General features: G+C 51.8%; 17 protein-coding genes. 5 read left to right on the forward strand and 12 right to left on the reverse strand.

The window, feature by feature from the left end:
* Positions 1-89 precede the first annotated feature (89 nt).
* The 3 genes from JN12_RS12300 to JN12_RS12310 are packed head-to-tail and all read left to right on the forward strand — an operon-like array spanning position 90 to position 3,425.
* The gene (locus JN12_RS12300) at positions 90-1,694 is read left to right on the forward strand and encodes a recombinase family protein (RefSeq protein WP_145023139.1); all 1,605 of its coding nucleotides are present in this window, start codon (positions 90-92) and stop codon (positions 1,692-1,694) included.
* Entirely contained in the window at positions 1,660-2,526 is an 867-nt protein-coding gene (locus JN12_RS12305) for a ParB/RepB/Spo0J family partition protein (RefSeq protein ID WP_145023140.1), read from the forward strand. The genes JN12_RS12300 and JN12_RS12305 overlap by 35 nt, the downstream gene beginning before the upstream one ends.
* Positions 2,527-2,531: 5 nt before the next feature.
* Positions 2,532-3,425, forward strand: coding sequence for a plasmid partitioning protein RepB C-terminal domain-containing protein (locus JN12_RS12310; RefSeq protein WP_145023141.1), 894 nt, complete (start codon positions 2,532-2,534; stop codon positions 3,423-3,425).
* A gap of 59 nt (positions 3,426-3,484) precedes the next feature.
* On the opposite strand, the gene JN12_RS12315 is transcribed toward JN12_RS12310, so the two are convergent.
* From JN12_RS12315 to JN12_RS12335, 5 genes are read right to left on the reverse strand one after another with little or no spacing between them, the layout of a single operon-like run.
* Positions 3,485-4,966: a ThiF family adenylyltransferase gene (locus JN12_RS12315; RefSeq protein ID WP_145023142.1), complete on the reverse strand. Its 1,482-nt coding sequence runs from the start codon at positions 4,964-4,966 to the stop codon at positions 3,485-3,487.
* Entirely contained in the window at positions 4,963-5,436 is a 474-nt protein-coding gene (locus tag JN12_RS12320) for a hypothetical protein (protein ID WP_145023143.1), read from the reverse strand. Before JN12_RS12320 ends, JN12_RS12315 begins: the two co-directional genes overlap by 4 nt.
* Positions 5,433-5,900 carry a hypothetical protein gene (locus JN12_RS12325; RefSeq protein WP_145023144.1) on the reverse strand — a complete coding sequence of 156 codons (468 nt, stop codon included), beginning with the start codon at positions 5,898-5,900 and terminating at the stop codon, positions 5,433-5,435. The genes JN12_RS12320 and JN12_RS12325 overlap by 4 nt, the downstream gene beginning before the upstream one ends.
* On the reverse strand, positions 5,890-6,168 hold the full coding sequence (locus JN12_RS12330; protein ID WP_145023145.1) for a hypothetical protein: 279 nt from the start codon (positions 6,166-6,168) through the stop codon (positions 5,890-5,892). Before JN12_RS12330 ends, JN12_RS12325 begins: the two co-directional genes overlap by 11 nt.
* Before the next feature lie 13 nt (positions 6,169-6,181).
* The gene (locus JN12_RS12335) at positions 6,182-6,415 is read right to left on the reverse strand and encodes a DUF2188 domain-containing protein (protein ID WP_145023146.1); all 234 of its coding nucleotides are present in this window, start codon (positions 6,413-6,415) and stop codon (positions 6,182-6,184) included.
* A gap of 149 nt (positions 6,416-6,564) precedes the next feature.
* Between JN12_RS12335 and JN12_RS12340 the strand changes: the two genes are divergently transcribed.
* Positions 6,565-6,951, forward strand: a complete 387-nt coding sequence (locus tag JN12_RS12340) for a helix-turn-helix domain-containing protein (RefSeq protein ID WP_145023148.1) — start codon at positions 6,565-6,567, stop codon at positions 6,949-6,951.
* Positions 6,948-7,895, forward strand: coding sequence for an ImmA/IrrE family metallo-endopeptidase (locus JN12_RS12345; RefSeq protein WP_145023150.1), 948 nt, complete (start codon positions 6,948-6,950; stop codon positions 7,893-7,895). Before JN12_RS12340 ends, JN12_RS12345 begins: the two co-directional genes overlap by 4 nt.
* A 318-nt stretch (positions 7,896-8,213) precedes the next feature.
* Here the strand turns inward: JN12_RS12345 and JN12_RS12350 are convergent, their stop codons facing one another.
* The 7 genes from JN12_RS12350 to JN12_RS20495 all read right to left on the reverse strand — a co-directional run.
* A complete protein-coding gene (locus JN12_RS12350) occupies positions 8,214-11,231 on the reverse strand; it encodes a type I restriction endonuclease subunit R (RefSeq protein ID WP_145023152.1) in 3,018 nt (1,005 codons plus the stop codon).
* Complete coding sequence (locus JN12_RS12355; protein ID WP_145023154.1) at positions 11,228-12,376, reverse strand: restriction endonuclease subunit S; 1,149 nt, start codon at positions 12,374-12,376, stop codon at positions 11,228-11,230. Before JN12_RS12355 ends, JN12_RS12350 begins: the two co-directional genes overlap by 4 nt.
* Positions 12,373-13,377 (reverse strand): virulence RhuM family protein, encoded by a 1,005-nt coding sequence (gene rhuM / locus JN12_RS12360; protein WP_145023156.1) that lies wholly within the window; start codon positions 13,375-13,377, stop codon positions 12,373-12,375. The genes JN12_RS12355 and rhuM overlap by 4 nt, the downstream gene beginning before the upstream one ends.
* Positions 13,374-14,951, reverse strand: a complete 1,578-nt coding sequence (locus tag JN12_RS12365) for a type I restriction-modification system subunit M (protein ID WP_145023158.1) — start codon at positions 14,949-14,951, stop codon at positions 13,374-13,376. The genes rhuM and JN12_RS12365 overlap by 4 nt, the downstream gene beginning before the upstream one ends.
* A 156-nt stretch (positions 14,952-15,107) precedes the next feature.
* On the reverse strand, positions 15,108-15,710 hold the full coding sequence (locus JN12_RS12370) for a DUF6088 family protein (RefSeq protein WP_145023160.1): 603 nt from the start codon (positions 15,708-15,710) through the stop codon (positions 15,108-15,110).
* Positions 15,711-15,968: 258 nt separating this feature from the next.
* Complete coding sequence (locus JN12_RS12375) at positions 15,969-17,099, reverse strand: hypothetical protein (protein ID WP_145023161.1); 1,131 nt, start codon at positions 17,097-17,099, stop codon at positions 15,969-15,971.
* A 20-nt stretch (positions 17,100-17,119) separates the two neighbouring features.
* Positions 17,120-17,632: metallophosphoesterase family protein (locus tag JN12_RS20495; RefSeq protein WP_211360538.1), on the reverse strand; the 513-nt coding region annotated here is incomplete at its 5' end.

The following is a 17,632-nucleotide window of genomic DNA, read 5'->3' on the forward strand; positions in this document are numbered from 1 at the left end:
ATCTGCCACAGAATCATAGTAGACATACGCCCCTTGTTGGTTGAAAGTATTACCGGAATATTCTGTGTGGAATTAAGGAGATACCCGGGATGCAACCAGCAGGAACGGCATATACAGCGGCTGAAATCAAGAGCCTGCGCCTGAAAGGTGCCATGTATATCCGCATGTCCACAGAGTTGCAGGTGGAGTCGCCGGAAAATCAGGAGCGGGCAATACGTGCCTATGCCGCTGAGTACGGCATTGAAATCATCAAGACCTATGCGGATCTGGGTGTCAGCGGGATCAATACGGAAAAGAGGGAGCAGTTTCAGACCCTGATTGACGATGTTGAGCAGGGGCGAAACGGATACAACATTGTCCTGTACCTGGACGAAAGCCGCTGGGGCCGTTTTGTAGACAGCCGCGAGGCTGAATATCACCGGATGAGGCTGGAACGTAAAAACGTCGTCTGCCAGTCCTGCGAAAAGCCGGTGACGCTGACCAGCAACCTTGCCGATCGGATTATGACCCTGCTGCGGGATGAAAGTGCCAGTGACTATTGCCGCCAGCTCTCTCAGAAGGTGTGGGCAGGACAATGCAACCTGGTGGCGAAAGGATACCGGCAGGGAGGTGTGGCAGGTTTCGGGCTCCGGCGCATGCTATTGGATGAAGCCGGTAACCCCAAGCAGGAATTGGCAATGGGGCAGCGGAAAAGCCTGCTCACCGAGCGGGTGATTCTGATGCCGGGGTCAGACGAGGAATGCCGGATTGTGCTCTGGATTTATGATCAGTTCATCGGCGGGAGCAGCGAAACTGAAATTGCGGCGCAGTTGAACGTACAAGGAGTGAAAACCCATTTTGGTCGCCCATGGTCACGAGGGACCGTATGCGAGGTGCTGACCAATGAGAAGTACGTCGGCAACAACTTATTCAACCGCACATCGGGCAAGATGAAGAGCAGAGCCAAGCCCAATCCGGAAAGCGAATGGGTTCGTAAGGAACACGCCTTCGAGCCCGTAGTGGACATGGAGCGTTTCTACACAGTCCAAGGAATATACCGGGAACGTAACAAAAAGACTACCGACGAAGAACTGCTGCAGGGGCTACGGGATTTATACGCCAGGCAGGGACGCCTTTCCGCGCTGATCATTGACGAAGCTGATTTCTTACCTCCCTGCAGTCTGATCCGCAATCGTTTCGGCGGCCTTCTGCGGGTCTATCAGATGATCGGGTATACCCCGAAGCGCGACTATCAGTATGTTGCCATCAACCAGCGGCTGCGCACCCTCCATGCCGAGATCGTTACCGATGTAGTCCGCACCATAGAGAACCTTTGCGGCAGGCGGATTCCCATGGACCCGGAAAGCTGCCTGCTGGAACTGAATCACAATCTATTCATTTCAGTTGTCATCAGCCGCTGCTTCACTACCCCAGCCCGAATCCGGCGCTGGAAAATTCGCTTCGACAGCGGTCTCCGTCCTGACATAACCGTAGCGGTGCGCATGGATGTCCGTAATGAAGCGATCCGGGATTACTACATCCTCCCAGCGCTGGAATTTTCAGACGGGCAATTGAAGCTGTCGGAGGAGAACGCAGGATTTCTGGACGGCTTTCGTACCGATACACTGGATTACTTGCTGAAGCTGAGCATCAACATCTCTCTCGATAAGGCGGTTGAACATGGATCATGGGGCCGTAGCGCTTATTCCCATTGAAGATATTCACATTCTGAATCCGCGGGTGCGCAATCAGATCATTGCCGAAGAGATCCGGCAGAACATTCGGAGCATTGGCCTGAAAAGACCCATAACGGTCGCTCCCCGGAAAGATTCAAAAAATGGCAAGAAGTATGACCTCGTGTGCGGACAGGGGAGGATCGAGGCCTTCGTTGCCGCCGGGGAAACGGAGATCCCCGCTGTCATTCGAGAGGTAAGCGAAGAAGATGCGCACATCATGAGCCTGGTGGAGAATATCGCCCGGCGCAACAACAGCGCCCTGGAACTACTGCAGAGCATCAAGTATCTGAAAGGCCAGGGGTATGCCGATGATGCCATCGCTGCCAAGACCAACCTTGGTAAAGATTATATTCGCGGCATCATCCGCCTGCTCGAAGAGGGAGAAGAATACCTGGTCAACGCCGTGGAAAAGGGGCGAATTCCGCTCTACCAGGCGCTGAACATAGCTGCGGAAAACGATGCCGCCGTACAGACTGCTCTGACGGAAGCGTATGAATCGGGGGCATTGACCGGGAAAAAGCTGGTCATTGTGCAGAAGATCATTTCCCGGCGCAAACATTACGGCAAAGGGTTATCGGCTCCGCCACGCGAAAAGGCCATTCTTTCCGCAGAGGATCTGATTGCAGCCTATGAAAACGGCGCCAGGGAGAAGAAACGGCTACTGGCCCAGTCGAACTACATCAAGGATGTCCTGGACTATACAGCCATGGCTCTGCGCCAATTATTGAATGATGTCCATTTCACCAATCAGCTGAAGGCCGTCGGCATGAATGAAATACCTCTGCATGTCACGGATCTTCTGAAAAGGTAGCGGCGATGGCAAATATAATAAAGCAGGGATTCCAGGAAAAACTGATCGAACTTGGCGTGGAGGAGTTGCTCACTACCAAAAGCATTTCCATCTATGCAATGAAATGCAGAAAGTATGGTCAGGTCCTTTCCTCCATCCGGGAGGTGGGACTTATCGAAGCCCCGGTGGTCGCACCGTTGAAAAAAGGGAAAGGCTATCTTTTGCTCGATGGCCATCTGCGGATCATGGCCCTGAAGGAACTGGGAGTGGAACGGGTCTCCTGCCTGATTTCCACCGATGACGAGACCTATACCTACAACAAGTACATCAATCGGCTCTCGGCGATTCAGGAACATCGCATGATAATGAAGGCCATACAGTCAGGAGTCTCGGAAGAAAAACTTGCAAGGGCTTTGAACCTTGATATCAGCACCATCAGAAACAAGAAATGTCTGCTTGAGGGCATCTGCCCCGAGGCTATTGAACTGCTGAAGGACAAGTCTGTGCCGGAACCGGTATTCAGGGTGTTGAAAAAAATGAAGGCGCCCCGGCAGATTAACGCCGCCATGCTGATGAATGATCAGAACAAGTTCACCTCCAGCTATGCAAAGGCCCTTCTGGACGCAACACCGGCGAATCAGCTTGTCAACAAAGGCAGGCCGAAAAAGGAGACTCCGGCGATACTGGCCCGCCAGGCGCGTCTTGAGGAAGAGAGTCTTGCCCTGTCCAGGGAGATCGGTTCATTGAAAGAGCAGTACGGTACCGCCATGATCGACATGACATCCATGCAGGCATATCTGAAAAGTCTGCTCGGCAACGAAACGGTTGCGAAGTACCTGCGGGAACTTCATGGTCCTGTCCACGACAAATTCAAGGAAATTGCCGAACTAGACTTCTTCAGGCTGAAAAATATGGCGTGAGTGTTAATTGTGGTCGCATTGTCCATGCAGCAGTTCTGGCACATAGTTTACTCATACCATTAACTATATTTCTGCTTTAAAATATCGATTACTCCTTTGTCAGAGCATAGATAACAGGCTTTGTCCGCTTTTCGAGTGGTTTGATTGCCTGGGGCAGGATATGCAAATATTCTTAGTTGCCAGTGGTAAGGATCTGATGAAGATCCCCATATTTCATGTAGCAATTCGACAAAACCTCCGATACCTGAGAGAAGAGATGAAAAGACAAACGGCACATCAACTTCTTTATTGCCTTCACCAACAGGGATACGTCCTGTTGCGCACAAATTCCCTCTGATACTCCGCAGTGGTTTACCAATCATATCCAGGTTGAAGTCAATCTGACGACTATCACAAATCCTCCGTACCTCGTCAGGATTTAAGCCTGCCCCGGAAAATAACAACTCCCTTACCTTTGCAGCTGGTAAACCTGTTTCCCTTGAAATCTGTCCCGTCTCATCAAGTTCCACTTTGGTATTTTCCGGATAAGCACAAAAAAGGCATGGCCAATCATCGGAAAACCCAAATCTTGCCGCACCGACTCGATCTCCATCTGTCCACATGTTCACCACTCGTAAAGGTAATTTAAGAGCAAGATGACGCCGATGCTCAGTGGAATCTACACCCACAACTGCCAAGCGCACATTGCAATCCGGTCGCTTATTCTGAAAAAAACGATTCATATCTTCATGATGTTTTTGAATAGATAAATTTATATGTCTGCTTTGTAATTTCGCTGCAACCGAATCCGTCTTTTGCACCTTGTCATCTTCTGCGACCATGCCTACATATCTCTGCCCATTTGAATGATCATAATTATCGTGGTCAATCAAGTGGATAGATCCTGACACTTCTGAAGGCCATCTTTCCAACAACCACAGCATACTGTGGGTTACGGCACCTACTCCGAAAACATGGAGATCATCGAAATTCAATGATCTGACCCCCGGGGAGAAATCACAGTTGCCATATGTCCATAGATTCCATCTAAACTCTGAAGGCAGAGGAATAATTCTATCTCCAAGTTCAACTGCAAAAATTGCTTTGAAAACTTCAATTGCTGCGACCGCCGCTGCAGCTGCCGGCCCAACCGGGTTATCCTCCTCCCCCACATAAGCCTCTGAACCAGCCATTGCTGTCCATCCTGCAGCACCTATCCGTAACCCAGGCCCATTGCCGGAAGGGAAATCGGTACCTATGGAAAGTATGAAATCATACGGAGGTTCCCATTTTTTTTGATAATAATGAGTTTGCATTCCTGATCTTGCAGCTCGATCCGCAGTGGTTATAAACAGATCAGAATATGAACCTTCAACGTCCACAACTGGCCAAAGACGGCCCAACACTTCACCGAGTGCTTCGATCAATAATAAGCCCGATTGTGAAACGCCTTCCCCTGTCCAAATCCCTATTCTGGCACCTTGCAGTTTAGCAATGAGATTCGGATTCCCGATTGCGGATGTGAATGCCATCTTGTTTTTACTCTGAGCATCATTCATCATGTAAACCTCAATCGTGCCAATACTTCGTCCTGGCTCCACAAGCGCCAGTCATTAGTTTCTCTTTCATACACGTTTACGCCTGGAAATCCCTTAATGCCGTTTTTCCCATAGAATGGAACAATGATACTCAATGCGCCTATATGCCTGACAACCTCCCACTCTCTGTCGAGTTCTGACATCCAAACATTTGCAGAAGGATGAGTATGCAACTGAATTACACTTCGCTCTTTGCGATCAAAATTATCAAATTGAATTCGACTGAGTTCCTTGCCTTCAATATGTACGTATACCCCGAAAGTTGTTTGACCAGGGGTCTGTTTTGGGATCACACACCTTTTAACTTTACAAACTTCTTCCTCTGTCGTTAGCGGCGCTGTCCAAATGGCAAATATTTCATGGTTGCCGGCAGTTATAGCCCTTTCGGTTTCAGCCACCACGTCTTTGGGTATCTCAAAATATTTCAATTTCATACCGCTTGTACCTCAGCTTTATTGAGATCGGAGTAAAGTTGCGTGATCAGTCCCGGAATCCGGTATTGCGGCAGGTTTCTGATGGCAGACCAAAGAACTTCCAAGTGACATTCATGATATTCTCTCCACCCCTTGAAGCATAACCACGACCTGGGGACCTCAAAGGGGTTACCGTTTTCAGTCTGAAAACCGATGCCTTGTGGTATTAAACCTTGGCCACTTAACAATGCTTCCCCTCCTTCATTTACCCAATAACCCTGCACCGGCAGGTAGTCATATTCATCGGCAATTATTCTAAGCAGAATTTCGCGTTGCTTCATTTTCCAGAACAAAGCAACTTCAATTACCGGGAAATTGACTTCAATTACTCTGATCCCCGTCTTTTGAAAATTCGCCGCCTCCTTGACAAGAGGCAGCGAATCCGTTTCGAATTTCATTCTTGCCAACAAAGGATCAGAAATCAAGGTGACCGCCTCCACCGTCTTTTTGGGTCAAGGACAGTACGTCATTTTCTTTTACCCCGTTGTCTTCAAGAGACTTGCTCGTGTCGAGTTTGTTTTCGCGATCACTTAAAATGTATTTTTCCCAGTTCTGCTTTTCTCCAGGAGGCAATAACATTTTTATGACCTCTTCCACTTTAAGGTTGCTTACGAAATCCTCTTCTTTCGGGATACCGTCAACTAGAATGGTAAGGTGCATCTTGTTTTGTGAGTCATGTTGATGTTGATTCATTGTAAATCTCCTTTTATTTTTGATCTCTTGGCGGACAGGGATCATTGCCGTGGCTGTCTGAATTTGAGATTTTCCCATCTTTGTTGTGAATGACGAATTCGGTTCCCTGGTTCAGGCTGATCTTTCGGCCAAGGTCAATCGCATCTTGTTTAGTACCAGTGTGTGCTGACGCTCTGTCTGCCCCGCTTCGTTTCACGTTCCAGCCGCCATTAGGATTCGGTACTACATGGTGTTCGTCGCGCGCCATAAAGCTTCCCCTTTTTGAAGTGGATTGTAAATATTGATGCCACAATAATCAAGCGTGCTAAGTATGTCAAGCACATTCTTTGCACGCTTGCTATTCTTTGCAAAATGGTTTAATATTACAGTAAATTCACAGATTAGGAGGGAATAGTCATGGCAGCCGACACGACGGAAAAGAACGCCGTTAAGCTTACCCTCGGGCAGTACCTCTCCTCGATCCGGAGAGACAGGAAGATGACTCTTCGTCAGGTCGAGCAGATAACAAACAAAGATGTTTCGAATGCATACCTTAGCCAGATTGAAAATGACAAAATTAAGCAGCCTTCCCCGAATGTTCTCTATGCGCTCGCGGAAATTTACAAGATCGACTATGAAAAGTTAATGGAGATGGCGGGACATATTGCGCCAACTAAAGGGCGGGCGGAGGGTCAAAAACATGGTCGTCTTGCAACCTTCGCGGAGCACAACCTTTCACCGGAAGAAGAGGCGGAACTAATTGAGTACCTGAAATGGATCCGCACAAGGAAAACTCAGGCATGATCAGGCCTGATGACAGTAGCCTGACGGTTGAAGACCTTCGCATTATTGAAAGAAGGGCGAAAGATATTCTTAACCGCGCTTCTGCCTGGGATCGATTCCCAACCCCCATTGATGACATTTTAGCCGCTGCGCAATTACAGATTGCTCCACATAGCATGTTCGATCCAAAACGGATTATAGCTTTCGTGGAAGAACAAACCGCAATCGCAGGCCGCGCCCTTAAGAGTGCAGGTAGCTGGATAAAATCTGCTATTTCAAAAGTATTGGGATTATACGACGCCGACGAATACGTAATACATATAGATGATACTGTCACTCAAAGTAAACAGACCTTCCTCAAGCTTCATGAAACGGGCCATCACGAACTTCCGACTCACAGGAAACTGTTCCGATTATTTCAAGATTGCGAAAAAACTCTTGCGCCAGAAACTGCAGATCAATTTGATCGCGAGGCAAATAATTTCGCACGATTCGTTCTTTTTCAGGAAAATACGTTTGCACAACTTGCCGCCGATTGTCCCTTTGGAATCAAAACACCCATAAAGCTCTCCAAGAAGTTTGGAGCTTCTATTTATGCCTCTGCACGGGAGTATGTGCGCACAAATAACCGGGCATGCGTGGTCTTCGTACTGGAGCCAATTGAATACGTGCAGGGTTCCGGTGCCAAAGCTGATGTCAGACGTATCGAGGCGTCTCCAACCTTTATAAAACAATTCGGGATTCCTGCAGAGACCATTATAACCCTTGATCATGCTCTAGGACCTGTTCTGCCGATGTATAGTAAAATGACGAAGCCACATTCGCTTTCTGTCGTTGACCTCAATGGCACAAATCATGAGTGCTTGGCCGAAGGCTTTAAAACGCCGTACAATATTTTTATTCTACTATATCCTGTCCGGTCCTTAACTGGAACGATCATCATTCCAGGGTTAACAACAGGTTAGGTCTGTCTAGCCTTCAACCAATTAACAATTGGGGACAAACCCTGCAACGGTCAATCCATAGAGTATAGAGGGGTGAGTCCGTACTGCTCTGCGTCCTTGATCTTGATCGGATTCCTCACAGATACAATGCCATGCATCGGATGGTGAAAAAGGAACTTGGAAATCGCTACATAGAAATGATGTTTTCTTGGTGACGGCAGCAACTGTTGATTCATGCCCCATCCTGGGAAAACGAGGTTCCCCGCGAGAACTCATGGTTTCCGGGTCATCATTTAAATCTCCCCACCTGTTTGTGCCAGACTCGCCACTATCATGTCTTCAGATCAAGCCGAAGAAACGCTCGAAGAATGCGCCCAGCTTGTCCAGCACCGTTTGCTTTTTCACACCATGGCCGTTGCTTTTGTTGAACCTTGAAACCGGCGGAAGAATTTTGGTGATCGCCGTACCGGCGACCGGGATCGCTCCGTCCCGGAACGCATTGTCAACAAACACCTTCGTCTCGTTAGCATTGAGCCCTTCATCCGCGATGATCCTGTCAAGCTCTTCAACCTTCTTTGCGGCAATGAAGGCGACCCATTCCGCATCGACCTTGGCTTTTGTGGAAACGGAATTAACAAATTGCTCGATGAGGTCTTTCTTGTTACGCAAACTGGGGCTGGCATTGATCGCACGATCAATAGCGGCCCGGATCTCCTTGTCTTCACCCGATCCTTTCTTCTTCAGGTACTTCTCAACCAGCATCAGGATGTAATCGACGTTGATTTCTACCTGCTTGATTAGCTCGATCTCGAACACCACATCGTCGTTGATCGACTCCTTTTCCGCTTCCGATACGCTGCGGAATTCGGCGTACAGGTTCAGGTACAGGCTCTGGTAATCCTGGAAATCCCGCTCACTCAGGATTTCGTTGCCTGCGAAATCGTCGAATGCCGTGAGTATGTTTTTCAACCGCAGAATCGAGCCAAAGAGCTTGATAAACGTCTTCTGAGCCGCTTCGCCGACGATGGCCTTGCCGAGCGGAAACTTCTCGACCAACTCCTCGATCCGTTTCTGGTACTCCTTGTAATACTCCGCATAAGGTTTCAGCAGCACAATGCCCTTGGCATCCTTGTTGCCGAACAGAGCCAGGGCATCGTTGGTTTCCTGTTCGAGATCGCGGAAGGAAACGATGTTGCCGTAGGTCTTGACCGAATTGAGGATGCGGTTGGTGCGTGAAAACGCCTGGATCAGCCCGTGAGCGCGCAGGTTCTTGTCCGCCCACAGGGTGTTGAGCGTGGTGGCATCGAAGCCGGTCAGGAACATATTGACCACAATCACCAGATCCAGCTCGCGTTTTTTCAGCCGCTGCGACAAATCCTTGTAGTAGTTCTGAAACTTGTCAGCCGAGGTGTTGAAGCTCGTGCCGAACAGGGTGTTATAATCTTTGATCGCTGCATCCAGAAAATCGCGCGAGCTTTGATCCAACCCCTCAAGTTCGAACTCCTCCTCGCTCAGGAGGCCATCGGTTTCTTCCTCGTTGGCGGCAAAGCTGTAGATCAGGCCCACTTTAAGACGCCGCGCCGGCGGCAGTTCTTTTTCCTGCTCGGCGAACGTGGCGTAGTAGCGCTTGGCCGCGTCGATGGAGGCCGTGGCGAATAGCGAGTTGAATCCGACCAGCCGCTTGCCATCATGGCTGTAGCTGGCATTGCGCTTGGTTTTCTGGTCGAAGTGCTCACGGATATAGCTCACCACCTGTGTGATGCGCTCCGGGGCCAGCAGCGCCCGCTCCGTGTCAATGGCCGACACCTTTTTGTCCTTGATGCTTGACGATGCCTTAATCGTATTGATGTAGTCGATGCGGAACGGCAGCACGTTCTTGTCGTTGATGGCATCGACGATCGTGTAGGTGTGCAACTTGTCCCCAAAGGCCTGCTCAGTAGTGCGCCTTAGCGGATTACCCGCAGTGCCTGCGTTTTCGGCGAAAATCGGCGTGCCGGTAAAACCGAACAGGTGGTAGCGCTTGAAGACCCGGGTGATTTCGGCATGCATGTCGCCGAACTGGCTGCGATGGCATTCATCGAAAATCACCACCACATGCTGGTCATACACCGCATGCTTTTTGTTTTTGACAACGAAGCGGGAAAGCTTCTGGATGGTAGTGATGATAATGCGCGCGTTCGGGTCTTCCAGCTGCCGTTGCAGCACCGCTGTCGAGGTATTGGAGTTGGCCGCCCCTTTCTCAAAGCGCTCGTACTCCTTCATGGTCTGGTAGTCCAGGTCCTTGCGGTCAACCACAAACAGCACCTTGCCGATCTCCGTCAGCCCCCGCGCCAGCTGCGCCGCTTTGAAGCTGGTCAGCGTTTTGCCAGAGCCGGTGGTGTGCCAGATGTAACCGCCTGCAGCAGTTTTGCCCAACTGCCGGTGGTTGGTGCTGGTCGTGATGCGTTGCAGAATCTGTTCAGCCGCGACAATCTGATAGGGCCGCATCACCAGAAGCTTGCGATCCACGTCGAACACGCAGTAGCGGGTCAGGATATTCAGCAGCGTATGCTTGGCGAAGAAGGTCTTGGTGAAGCCGGTCAACTCGGTGATCGGCAGGTTTTTCGCATCGGCCCACCAGCTGGTGAAGGAAAAGCTGTTGGAGGTCTTCTGGCGTGAGCGTTTGCTCCGTTGTTCCGCCAGGTGACCATCGCGCACCGTGTTGCTGTAGTACTTGGTCAGCGTGCCGTTGCTGATGATAAACAGCTGCACATACTCGAACAGGCCGGAGCCCGCCCAGAAACTGTCGCGATGATAGCGATTGATCTGGTTGAAAGCCTCGCGGATGTCCACTCCACGGCGTTTCAACTCCACATGCACCATCGGCAGGCCGTTGACCAGCACCGTCACGTCGTAGCGGTTGGCCCGAGCACCCTCCACCTCGTACTGGTTGATGACCTGCAGGCTGTTGTTGTGGATATGCTGCTTGTCGATCAGGTAGATGTTCTTGACAGTGCCATCGTCGCGTTTGAGCACCTGAATATGATCTTCCTGGATGCGCGTGGTCTTTTCTATAATGCCGTCATTGGCACCGGCTATACAGGTGCTGAAGAAACGATCCCATTCGGCATCGGAAAAGGCGATTTTATTGAGCCGCTCAAGCCTACCGCGCAGGTTGGCGGTCAGATCGGCCTCCGAGGTGATCGGCAGGTAGTCGTAGGCCTGCAGCTGTAATTGCTTGATGAAGGCCTTTTCCAGCTCGACTTCAGACTGGTAGGCCGTCTCCCTGACCCTATCGGGGAGGAACTCGGCGACGACCGTGCTTTCGTTGGAAAGCGCAATTGGTTCGATGCGGTACGGCATGAGGTCTTCGCTCATGCGGCCTCCCGGAAACTAAGCAAACGGTCGCGGTAGTGTGCGTACTGCTGGCGACGGGCCTTGATTTCGGCGGGCAGGCCGCTCCCGAGGTCGTTCACCAGCGCGTCGAACCTATCGAGGATGGCGACGATGCGTTCTTGTTCATCGAGCGGGGGGACAGGAATGCGAATTTTGGAAAAGCCATCCATCAGAAGCGTGTTGACCTTGGTGCGAGCCACATACTTCGCCTTCTCTGCGATGAATGAAGTTGTATGCATGCAATAAGAGACGAACTTTGGATTCATCGAGTGGCGGAATGCATAGCAGTGGTCGTGTATCGCCACTTCTTCGGTGCCAACCCATGCGACGGCTTTGCCGACATCTTCGACAGTTTCGCCAACATCAGTGATCACCACATCTCCAGGCTTGGCGAAACGCAATGTTGCTTTCATTTCAGGACGCACTTGCGAAATAACTTCATGCGCTGAAATTCCGTAGTGGGTGTAAATCTCGCCATAGTGTATGCAGCCGACTCCGGCCTCGACGTAATCCGCTTTTGTGAACCGACGCCCGCGAATAAACTTGCCAACTTCGGACATCGTGACCCAGCGAACATTCTGATCTTCGAACGCGAGTAGCGCGTCGCGGTAGTACTTGTACTGCCGCCGGCGCGCCTCCAGCTTGGTGAAAGTGTCAAGCACTTTCACGATTTCGCGTTGCACTTCGAGTGGAGGGACGGGGATGCAAAATTTTGAGTACGTTCCGATCCACTGCCGAGCATGATCTTGAGGTGTATAGGTGATCGTTTGCATCGCGTAGTAGGCGTACCTGAGACTTTCGAGAGCATCCGGTTTTGGTGTGAGCATCTTCATAGCAGAAGACTTGGCCTTGAATGGAAAATCCACCCACTTAAATGCTGTGGTGAAGTCGTCGAAGATAATGACAGGCTCATTGGTAGACGCCGGATAGATCCCGTCTGTCTCGTCTGTATAACCGAGGATGAAGGTCTTACCTGCTGTGAGTACCGGCGTCGCGTGGTTTTTGTCATACGCAATCGACTCCACGAGATATTTGCCCGGCTGTTCGTAGTCGAGCAGTTCGCCCACATCCTTGAACTCCACCCCCTCCGGGCAAAGCTCGGCAATCAACTCATTAATCCGGCTCATGATTTCTTCTTTCCTTCAATCTTGCGCTGCACGGATTTTACATTTTCCAAATAAGCCGTTTCCACATCGGACTGTTCGCCCGCAAGCTGCGTGCGGTACTTGACGTATTCGGCTTCAGCTTTCTTGATGGCCTGCGGATGGCTGACGCTCCCAGCACCTTCAAGCGTTTTGGCCTCCATGGCCACGATCAGCCGGTCCAGATGCGCAAGCCAGTCTTTCATATAGGTGGGCTCATGGTTCAGGGCGCGGAACTCGGCGGCATCGAAATACGCCGACACCAGTGTGTTCAGCCGCTTGAGCTCTTTTTCGTCGAGGTAGTTCTTGGCAATGACAATTTCCGCCTTGGTGGGCTTGCTACCGCTGAACGACAGCAGCCCCATGAAAGGCTTGCCAGCGTCGGCGCGGCTGGCAATCACCTCTGCGGCGGTCTGACCGTGGGCGGCGTAGTGCAGTTTATTCTGCACGGTCTTGAAGAACAGCACGGCGTCATCGCTCTTGGGATTGTAGTCCACGCTGGTGGCGTAGAGATCCAGCACCTGCCGGTAGAGTACCTTTTCGCTGGAGCGGATGTCGCGAATGCGTTCAAGCAGCTCTTTCCAGTAACGGCCACCGCCCAGGTTTTTCAAGCGCTCATCATCCATGGTGAAACCCTTGACGAGGTATTCCCGTAGTCGCTCGGTGGCCCAAATCCGGAATTGAGTGCCTTGCTGCGATTTCACCCTGTAACCGACTGAGATGATTACATCCAGGTTATAGAGATTTGTCGGCTTGGTAGAAAATTCGGAAATTCCGAATTTTCTCACTACCTGCTCCGCAACCAGCTCACCTTCAGCAAAAATATTTTTGATGTGCTCGTTAATGGTCGATTTGGCTTTCCCAAACAACGCTGCCATCTGGTCCTGGCTTAGCCAGACGGTGTCACCATCAAGGCGCACCTCAATGGTTGGCTCACCGTTGCCGCTCGGGTATAGGATAATTTCGCCAGAAGGTTTTTCGTTCATGTCTGTGCTCCTTCCAAATCCGCCACAATGGCATCGATTTGCGTCCGCAACTCCGCCTGCCGTGCCACGATGCGGGCAATCTCGACATTGAGCGCCTTGATGTCCACCGCTTCGCTGGTATCACGCTGCTCGACATAGGAGGAGACGGCGATGTTGTAGCCGTTTTCGGCAATGTCGCCGTTGTTCATCAGACGTGCAAAGTGGTCAATGTTTTTGCGTGCAACGAATGCATCGAGAATTTTTTGCTGGTGGTTGCCCGTGAGCTTGTTCTTGTTGCCGCTGCGCACGAATTCACTGCTGGCGTCAATGAACAGGGTGGCGTTGTCGTGCTTGGACTTCTTCAGCACGATGATGCAGGTGGCGATGGTGGTGCCGAAGAAGAGATCTGGCGGAAGCTGGATGACGGCATCAACGTAGTTGTTGTCGATCAGGTACTGGCGGATCTTCTGCTCAGCGCCGCCGCGATAGAGCACGCCGGGGAATTCTACGATGGCCGCCGTGCCGTTCACTGCCAGCCAGGAGAGGATGTGCAGGGTGAAGGCCAGGTCCGCCTTGCTCTTGGGGGCAAGCACCCCAGCGGGGGCGAAGCGAGGGTCATTGATGAGCAAAGGGTTGGCGTCACCGTCCCATTTAATCGAGTACGGCGGATTGGAGACGATAGCCTCGAAAGGCTCATCATCCCAATGCGCCGGATCGGTGAGCGTGTCACCGTGGGCGATGTCGAATTTCTCGAAATTGACGTCATGCAGGAACATGTTAATTCGGCACAGGTTGTAGGTGGTCAGGTTGACCTCTTGGCCGAAGAAGCCCTGGCGCACCTTATCGTGGCCCAAGACCTTGGCGAACTTGAGCAGCAGCGAACCGGAACCGCAGGCAGGGTCGTAGACCTTGTTGACCTCGCTTTTGCCAACTACGGTGATGCGGGCGAGCAGTTCGGAGACCTCCTGCGGGGTGTAGAACTCGCCGCCTGACTTGCCAGCGGTGGAGGCATACATCTGCATCAGGTATTCGTAGGCGTCGCCGAACAGATCAATGGTGTTGTGCGTAAAGCCGCCGCCATTGCTCAAGGGCAGGTCGCCGATGGCGTCGAGCAACTTCACAAGCTTTTCGTTGCGCTTGGCCACCGTGGGGCCGAGTTTACTTGAGTTGACATCGAGGTCGTCGAACAGTCCCTTGATGTCGTTCTCACTCTCGCTACCTGTGGCGGAGCCTTCGATATCGGCAAAGATCCGGCTCAGGGTTTCGTTGAGGTTGGCATCGAGACGAGCCTGCTTCCGCACATTGGCAAACAGTTCCGTGGGCAGGATGTAAAAGCCCTTTTCCTTAACTGTTTCTTCGCGGCCAAATTCGGCATCTTCGTCACTCAGCGTGACATAGTCGAAATCCGGACTGCCTGCCTTGCGCTCCTGTTCATTGAGGTAGCTGGTCAGGTTTTCGGAGATGAAGCGGTAGAACAGCATGCCGAGCACATAGGTCTTGAAATCCCAGCCATCCACACTGCCGCGTAGATCATTGGCGATGCGCCAGATGGTTTTGTGCAGCTCTGCGCGTTCGTTTTCCCTGTTATTGTTCATTCAGTATGTTCCTGTCTCGCCTATTCAAGCATCATTACAGCACAAAATGCTATTCAGGATATGGATAGAAGTTCTGTTATGCCGAAGTCCCGTTTTCCTGATCAATTGTCAGGATACGGATTTCAGTTCGATTACAGCTATTTTTCTGACCAGTTACTAAACCTCTTCTTTCGCAATATATCGCAGGAACGGATGCATCCAGGCCGGCGCCTGAGGCAGATCCTGCAGCAGGCGCTGCCGGTCTTCCGGAGTCAGGAGCTGTCGCAGATGGCTGATCTGCTCCTGAGTCACATAGCGTTTGCCCAGCCCCCGCAGCGCCGCGAAAACCAGGCCGCTCATCTTGCCCGCCGTTGCCATTTTGCGCGGCGCCCTCCGCCGGAACTGGATGGTGAGCGTTCCGACCTTGACCTTTCGGGGCGGTCCGTCTGTCTCGTAGACCACTCTCATCGGGACCTGGTCGGACAGGTGCAGCATATTGGCCGCCGCAGCCTCGGACGGCTGCAGCCGGACTCCGTCGCGACGGGCCAACGCCTCGGCGATCATGTCCACTGAGGGAGATAAAAGCCCCAGCTGCTCATGCGTGCGCGGGAAATCGTAAAGCCCTCTGGCGAGGCGGCGAATCTGTCCCTCTCGAACCATGCGGATCAGCGCCATCCCGACGGTATGCGGGGAGCCGAGATCAAGAAAGTCCGCCGGTGAAAACACCCATCCGGGATCGTGCCCGTGAATCCGGTTTTCGATCTGCTTGCTTACGGTCATGGCGGCAGTTTCCTTCAGTTTTGTTAAAAAAACAAGCTTATTTTTTTAACAAAATATGTCTGCCGGAACCTGAGAGCCACCGTTAGCTAAATGGGCGGGATCGGGCAGCTGAGTGCCTGATATGGAATATACCATCATACAAAGACAGGATATGTCATTTCAGGAATAACGGGATCTGGCAGATATAAATCAGCCCGCTCAATTTATCGGACAGATCCTGTGGCGGAAGTGTCGTAAAAACTGTTTTTGCGACAAAATCTAACGCTCATAATCCAGAATTGACAAAGGCCCCGCTTTCAGAGGGTCCAGGCGATCAGCTTGGAGACTGGCCCAGACGAGCCACTTGGCGAACCTGCTTTCCGGCTCGATCACCGGATGCCTGTCCCGCGCAGCCTGAATGAAATCCCGCAGTCTCTGGCTTTCATACCAGGCAGCGCACTGTTCTCTCAGGACCTCAACCCGCTTCTTTTCCTTGCGGATCATATTTTCCATTTCATGGCGTTTTTCTTCCCGGTCGCGGCGGGCCTGCTCTTCACGCTGCCGGCGGATTCGCTCGTCCTTGATCTGCAGGGCCATCTTGATCAGCTGTATGATCAGACCGTTCAGCTTCTCTTCGAGACGGCCGCGCTTATCGTCCTTCATTACCTTGTCCGAGCTGTAGTACCTGGTAACAAGAAATGTAAACTCACCGGTCGGCACGTAATCATAGGTCGGAATATGAACATAGGAGCGCTTAGCTTCCTTCAACTCCGCCGCGGTCGCAACATGCCGAGCCTGACGCGAGCGCTCTTCCAGCCGGAGACTGAACTGCTCATCAAGAATTTTCACGACAAGGAGATGCTTCTCCTCGTCAACGGAAAAGGGATAGTTGCGCTTTGCAAGGGCCTTGAACAGGGCGTTCATGAGCCGTAGCGCCCGATCCAGCGATTCGGGAAAGACGGAAATATACTCGCTTTCCGACCAGAACCTTGTCAGCCGGCCGTATCTCCCCTGTTTGGCTTTCTTGAGCTGGCTCTTTGCTTCGACAATCAGCGGATGCGGCGTTGACAGGGTCTCCGCCACCTTTATGCGGTTTTCCGGCAGCTCTTCGAAGGCAATCTCAGGAATCTCGACCGGCTGCGGAGTCTCATACACGGACATCTGTTCCGGCTCGTAGATGTGAGTCGTATATACGGTTTCGCCATTCCTGATCGGAGGCAGCGGCGGCCTTTGCCCCTTGTGGGTCCGCAGATGGTATCCCTGCGGCGGCAAAGGGACGATCAGACGCTTGCAGATCTTGCGCAGGCCAACATCCGAGAGGCCATACTCGGCGGCCAGCGTCGTCATCGGTTTTTCCCAGACCTGCTCGAACAATTTCTGCCGCTCAAAGCGGATGGTTTTGTAGCTCATGTTTCCACTCCATCGAACAATTACAGTTCAATGATCAGCTGCCGGTCGTACTGAGGATTGACCTCAACATCCTTGTATCCATAAGGGTTTACCACCACCCGAGTCCTGCCGAGGGTATAGTCGAACGAGTTGTGAGTATGCCCATGCACCCAGAGATTCGGACCGTGGTCGATAATCTCGCTGGAAAGATCGGTCATGAAGGCGCAGTTGAGACTGTCTCCCCGGAACCGCTCATGGATGGACAGCGGAGAGACGCCATGGTGTGTCACTACGACGCTCTTCCTGTCGCCGGCGGCTGCCAGAGTTTCGAAAATATACCGCTTCGACCCCTGAAACAGATCGACCGTCTCTTCGGGCATGAGCCGTGTCCCGTCAGGCTTCTTGATCACGACAAAGTCGTTCATGTTCTTCCGAGCGTGCTGCATCTTGAAGAAATCCTTACCGAGGAAATCCGTCCAGAGGGTTGCGCCGATGAACAGGACACCGTCGATGTCGACGGACTCGTTTTCAAGGAAGTGGACATTCTTGGGAAG

The sequence above is a fragment of the Geobacter argillaceus genome (assembly GCF_007830735.1).
GTDB lineage: Bacteria > Desulfobacterota > Desulfuromonadia > Geobacterales > DSM-12255 > Geomobilibacter > Geomobilibacter argillaceus.

Bases quoted from the DNA above. Each gene is read 5' to 3' on its own strand.
- JN12_RS12310 (WP_145023141.1), top strand. From the start codon at position 2,532: ATGGCAAATATAATAAAGCAGGGATTCCAGGAAAAACTGATCGAACTT.
- JN12_RS12320 (WP_145023143.1), bottom strand. From the start codon at position 5,436: ATGAAATTGAAATATTTTGAGATACCCAAAGACGTGGTGGCTGAAACC.
- JN12_RS12370 (WP_145023160.1), bottom strand. From the start codon at position 15,710: ATGACCGTAAGCAAGCAGATCGAAAACCGGATTCACGGGCACGATCCC.
- JN12_RS12330 (WP_145023145.1), bottom strand. From the start codon at position 6,168: ATGAATCAACATCAACATGACTCACAAAACAAGATGCACCTTACCATT.
- JN12_RS12335 (WP_145023146.1), bottom strand. From the start codon at position 6,415: ATGGCGCGCGACGAACACCATGTAGTACCGAATCCTAATGGCGGCTGG.
- JN12_RS12305 (WP_145023140.1), top strand. From the start codon at position 1,660: ATGGATCATGGGGCCGTAGCGCTTATTCCCATTGAAGATATTCACATT.
- JN12_RS12340 (WP_145023148.1), top strand. From the start codon at position 6,565: ATGGCAGCCGACACGACGGAAAAGAACGCCGTTAAGCTTACCCTCGGG.
- JN12_RS12345 (WP_145023150.1), top strand. From the start codon at position 6,948: ATGATCAGGCCTGATGACAGTAGCCTGACGGTTGAAGACCTTCGCATT.
- rhuM (WP_145023156.1), bottom strand. From the start codon at position 13,377: ATGAACGAAAAACCTTCTGGCGAAATTATCCTATACCCGAGCGGCAAC.
- JN12_RS12375 (WP_145023161.1), bottom strand. From the start codon at position 17,099: ATGAGCTACAAAACCATCCGCTTTGAGCGGCAGAAATTGTTCGAGCAG.
- JN12_RS12350 (WP_145023152.1), bottom strand. From the start codon at position 11,231: ATGAGCGAAGACCTCATGCCGTACCGCATCGAACCAATTGCGCTTTCC.
- JN12_RS12300 (WP_145023139.1), top strand. From the start codon at position 90: ATGCAACCAGCAGGAACGGCATATACAGCGGCTGAAATCAAGAGCCTG.
- JN12_RS12365 (WP_145023158.1), bottom strand. From the start codon at position 14,951: ATGAACAATAACAGGGAAAACGAACGCGCAGAGCTGCACAAAACCATC.
- JN12_RS12355 (WP_145023154.1), bottom strand. From the start codon at position 12,376: ATGAGCCGGATTAATGAGTTGATTGCCGAGCTTTGCCCGGAGGGGGTG.
- JN12_RS12315 (WP_145023142.1), bottom strand. From the start codon at position 4,966: ATGATGAATGATGCTCAGAGTAAAAACAAGATGGCATTCACATCCGCA.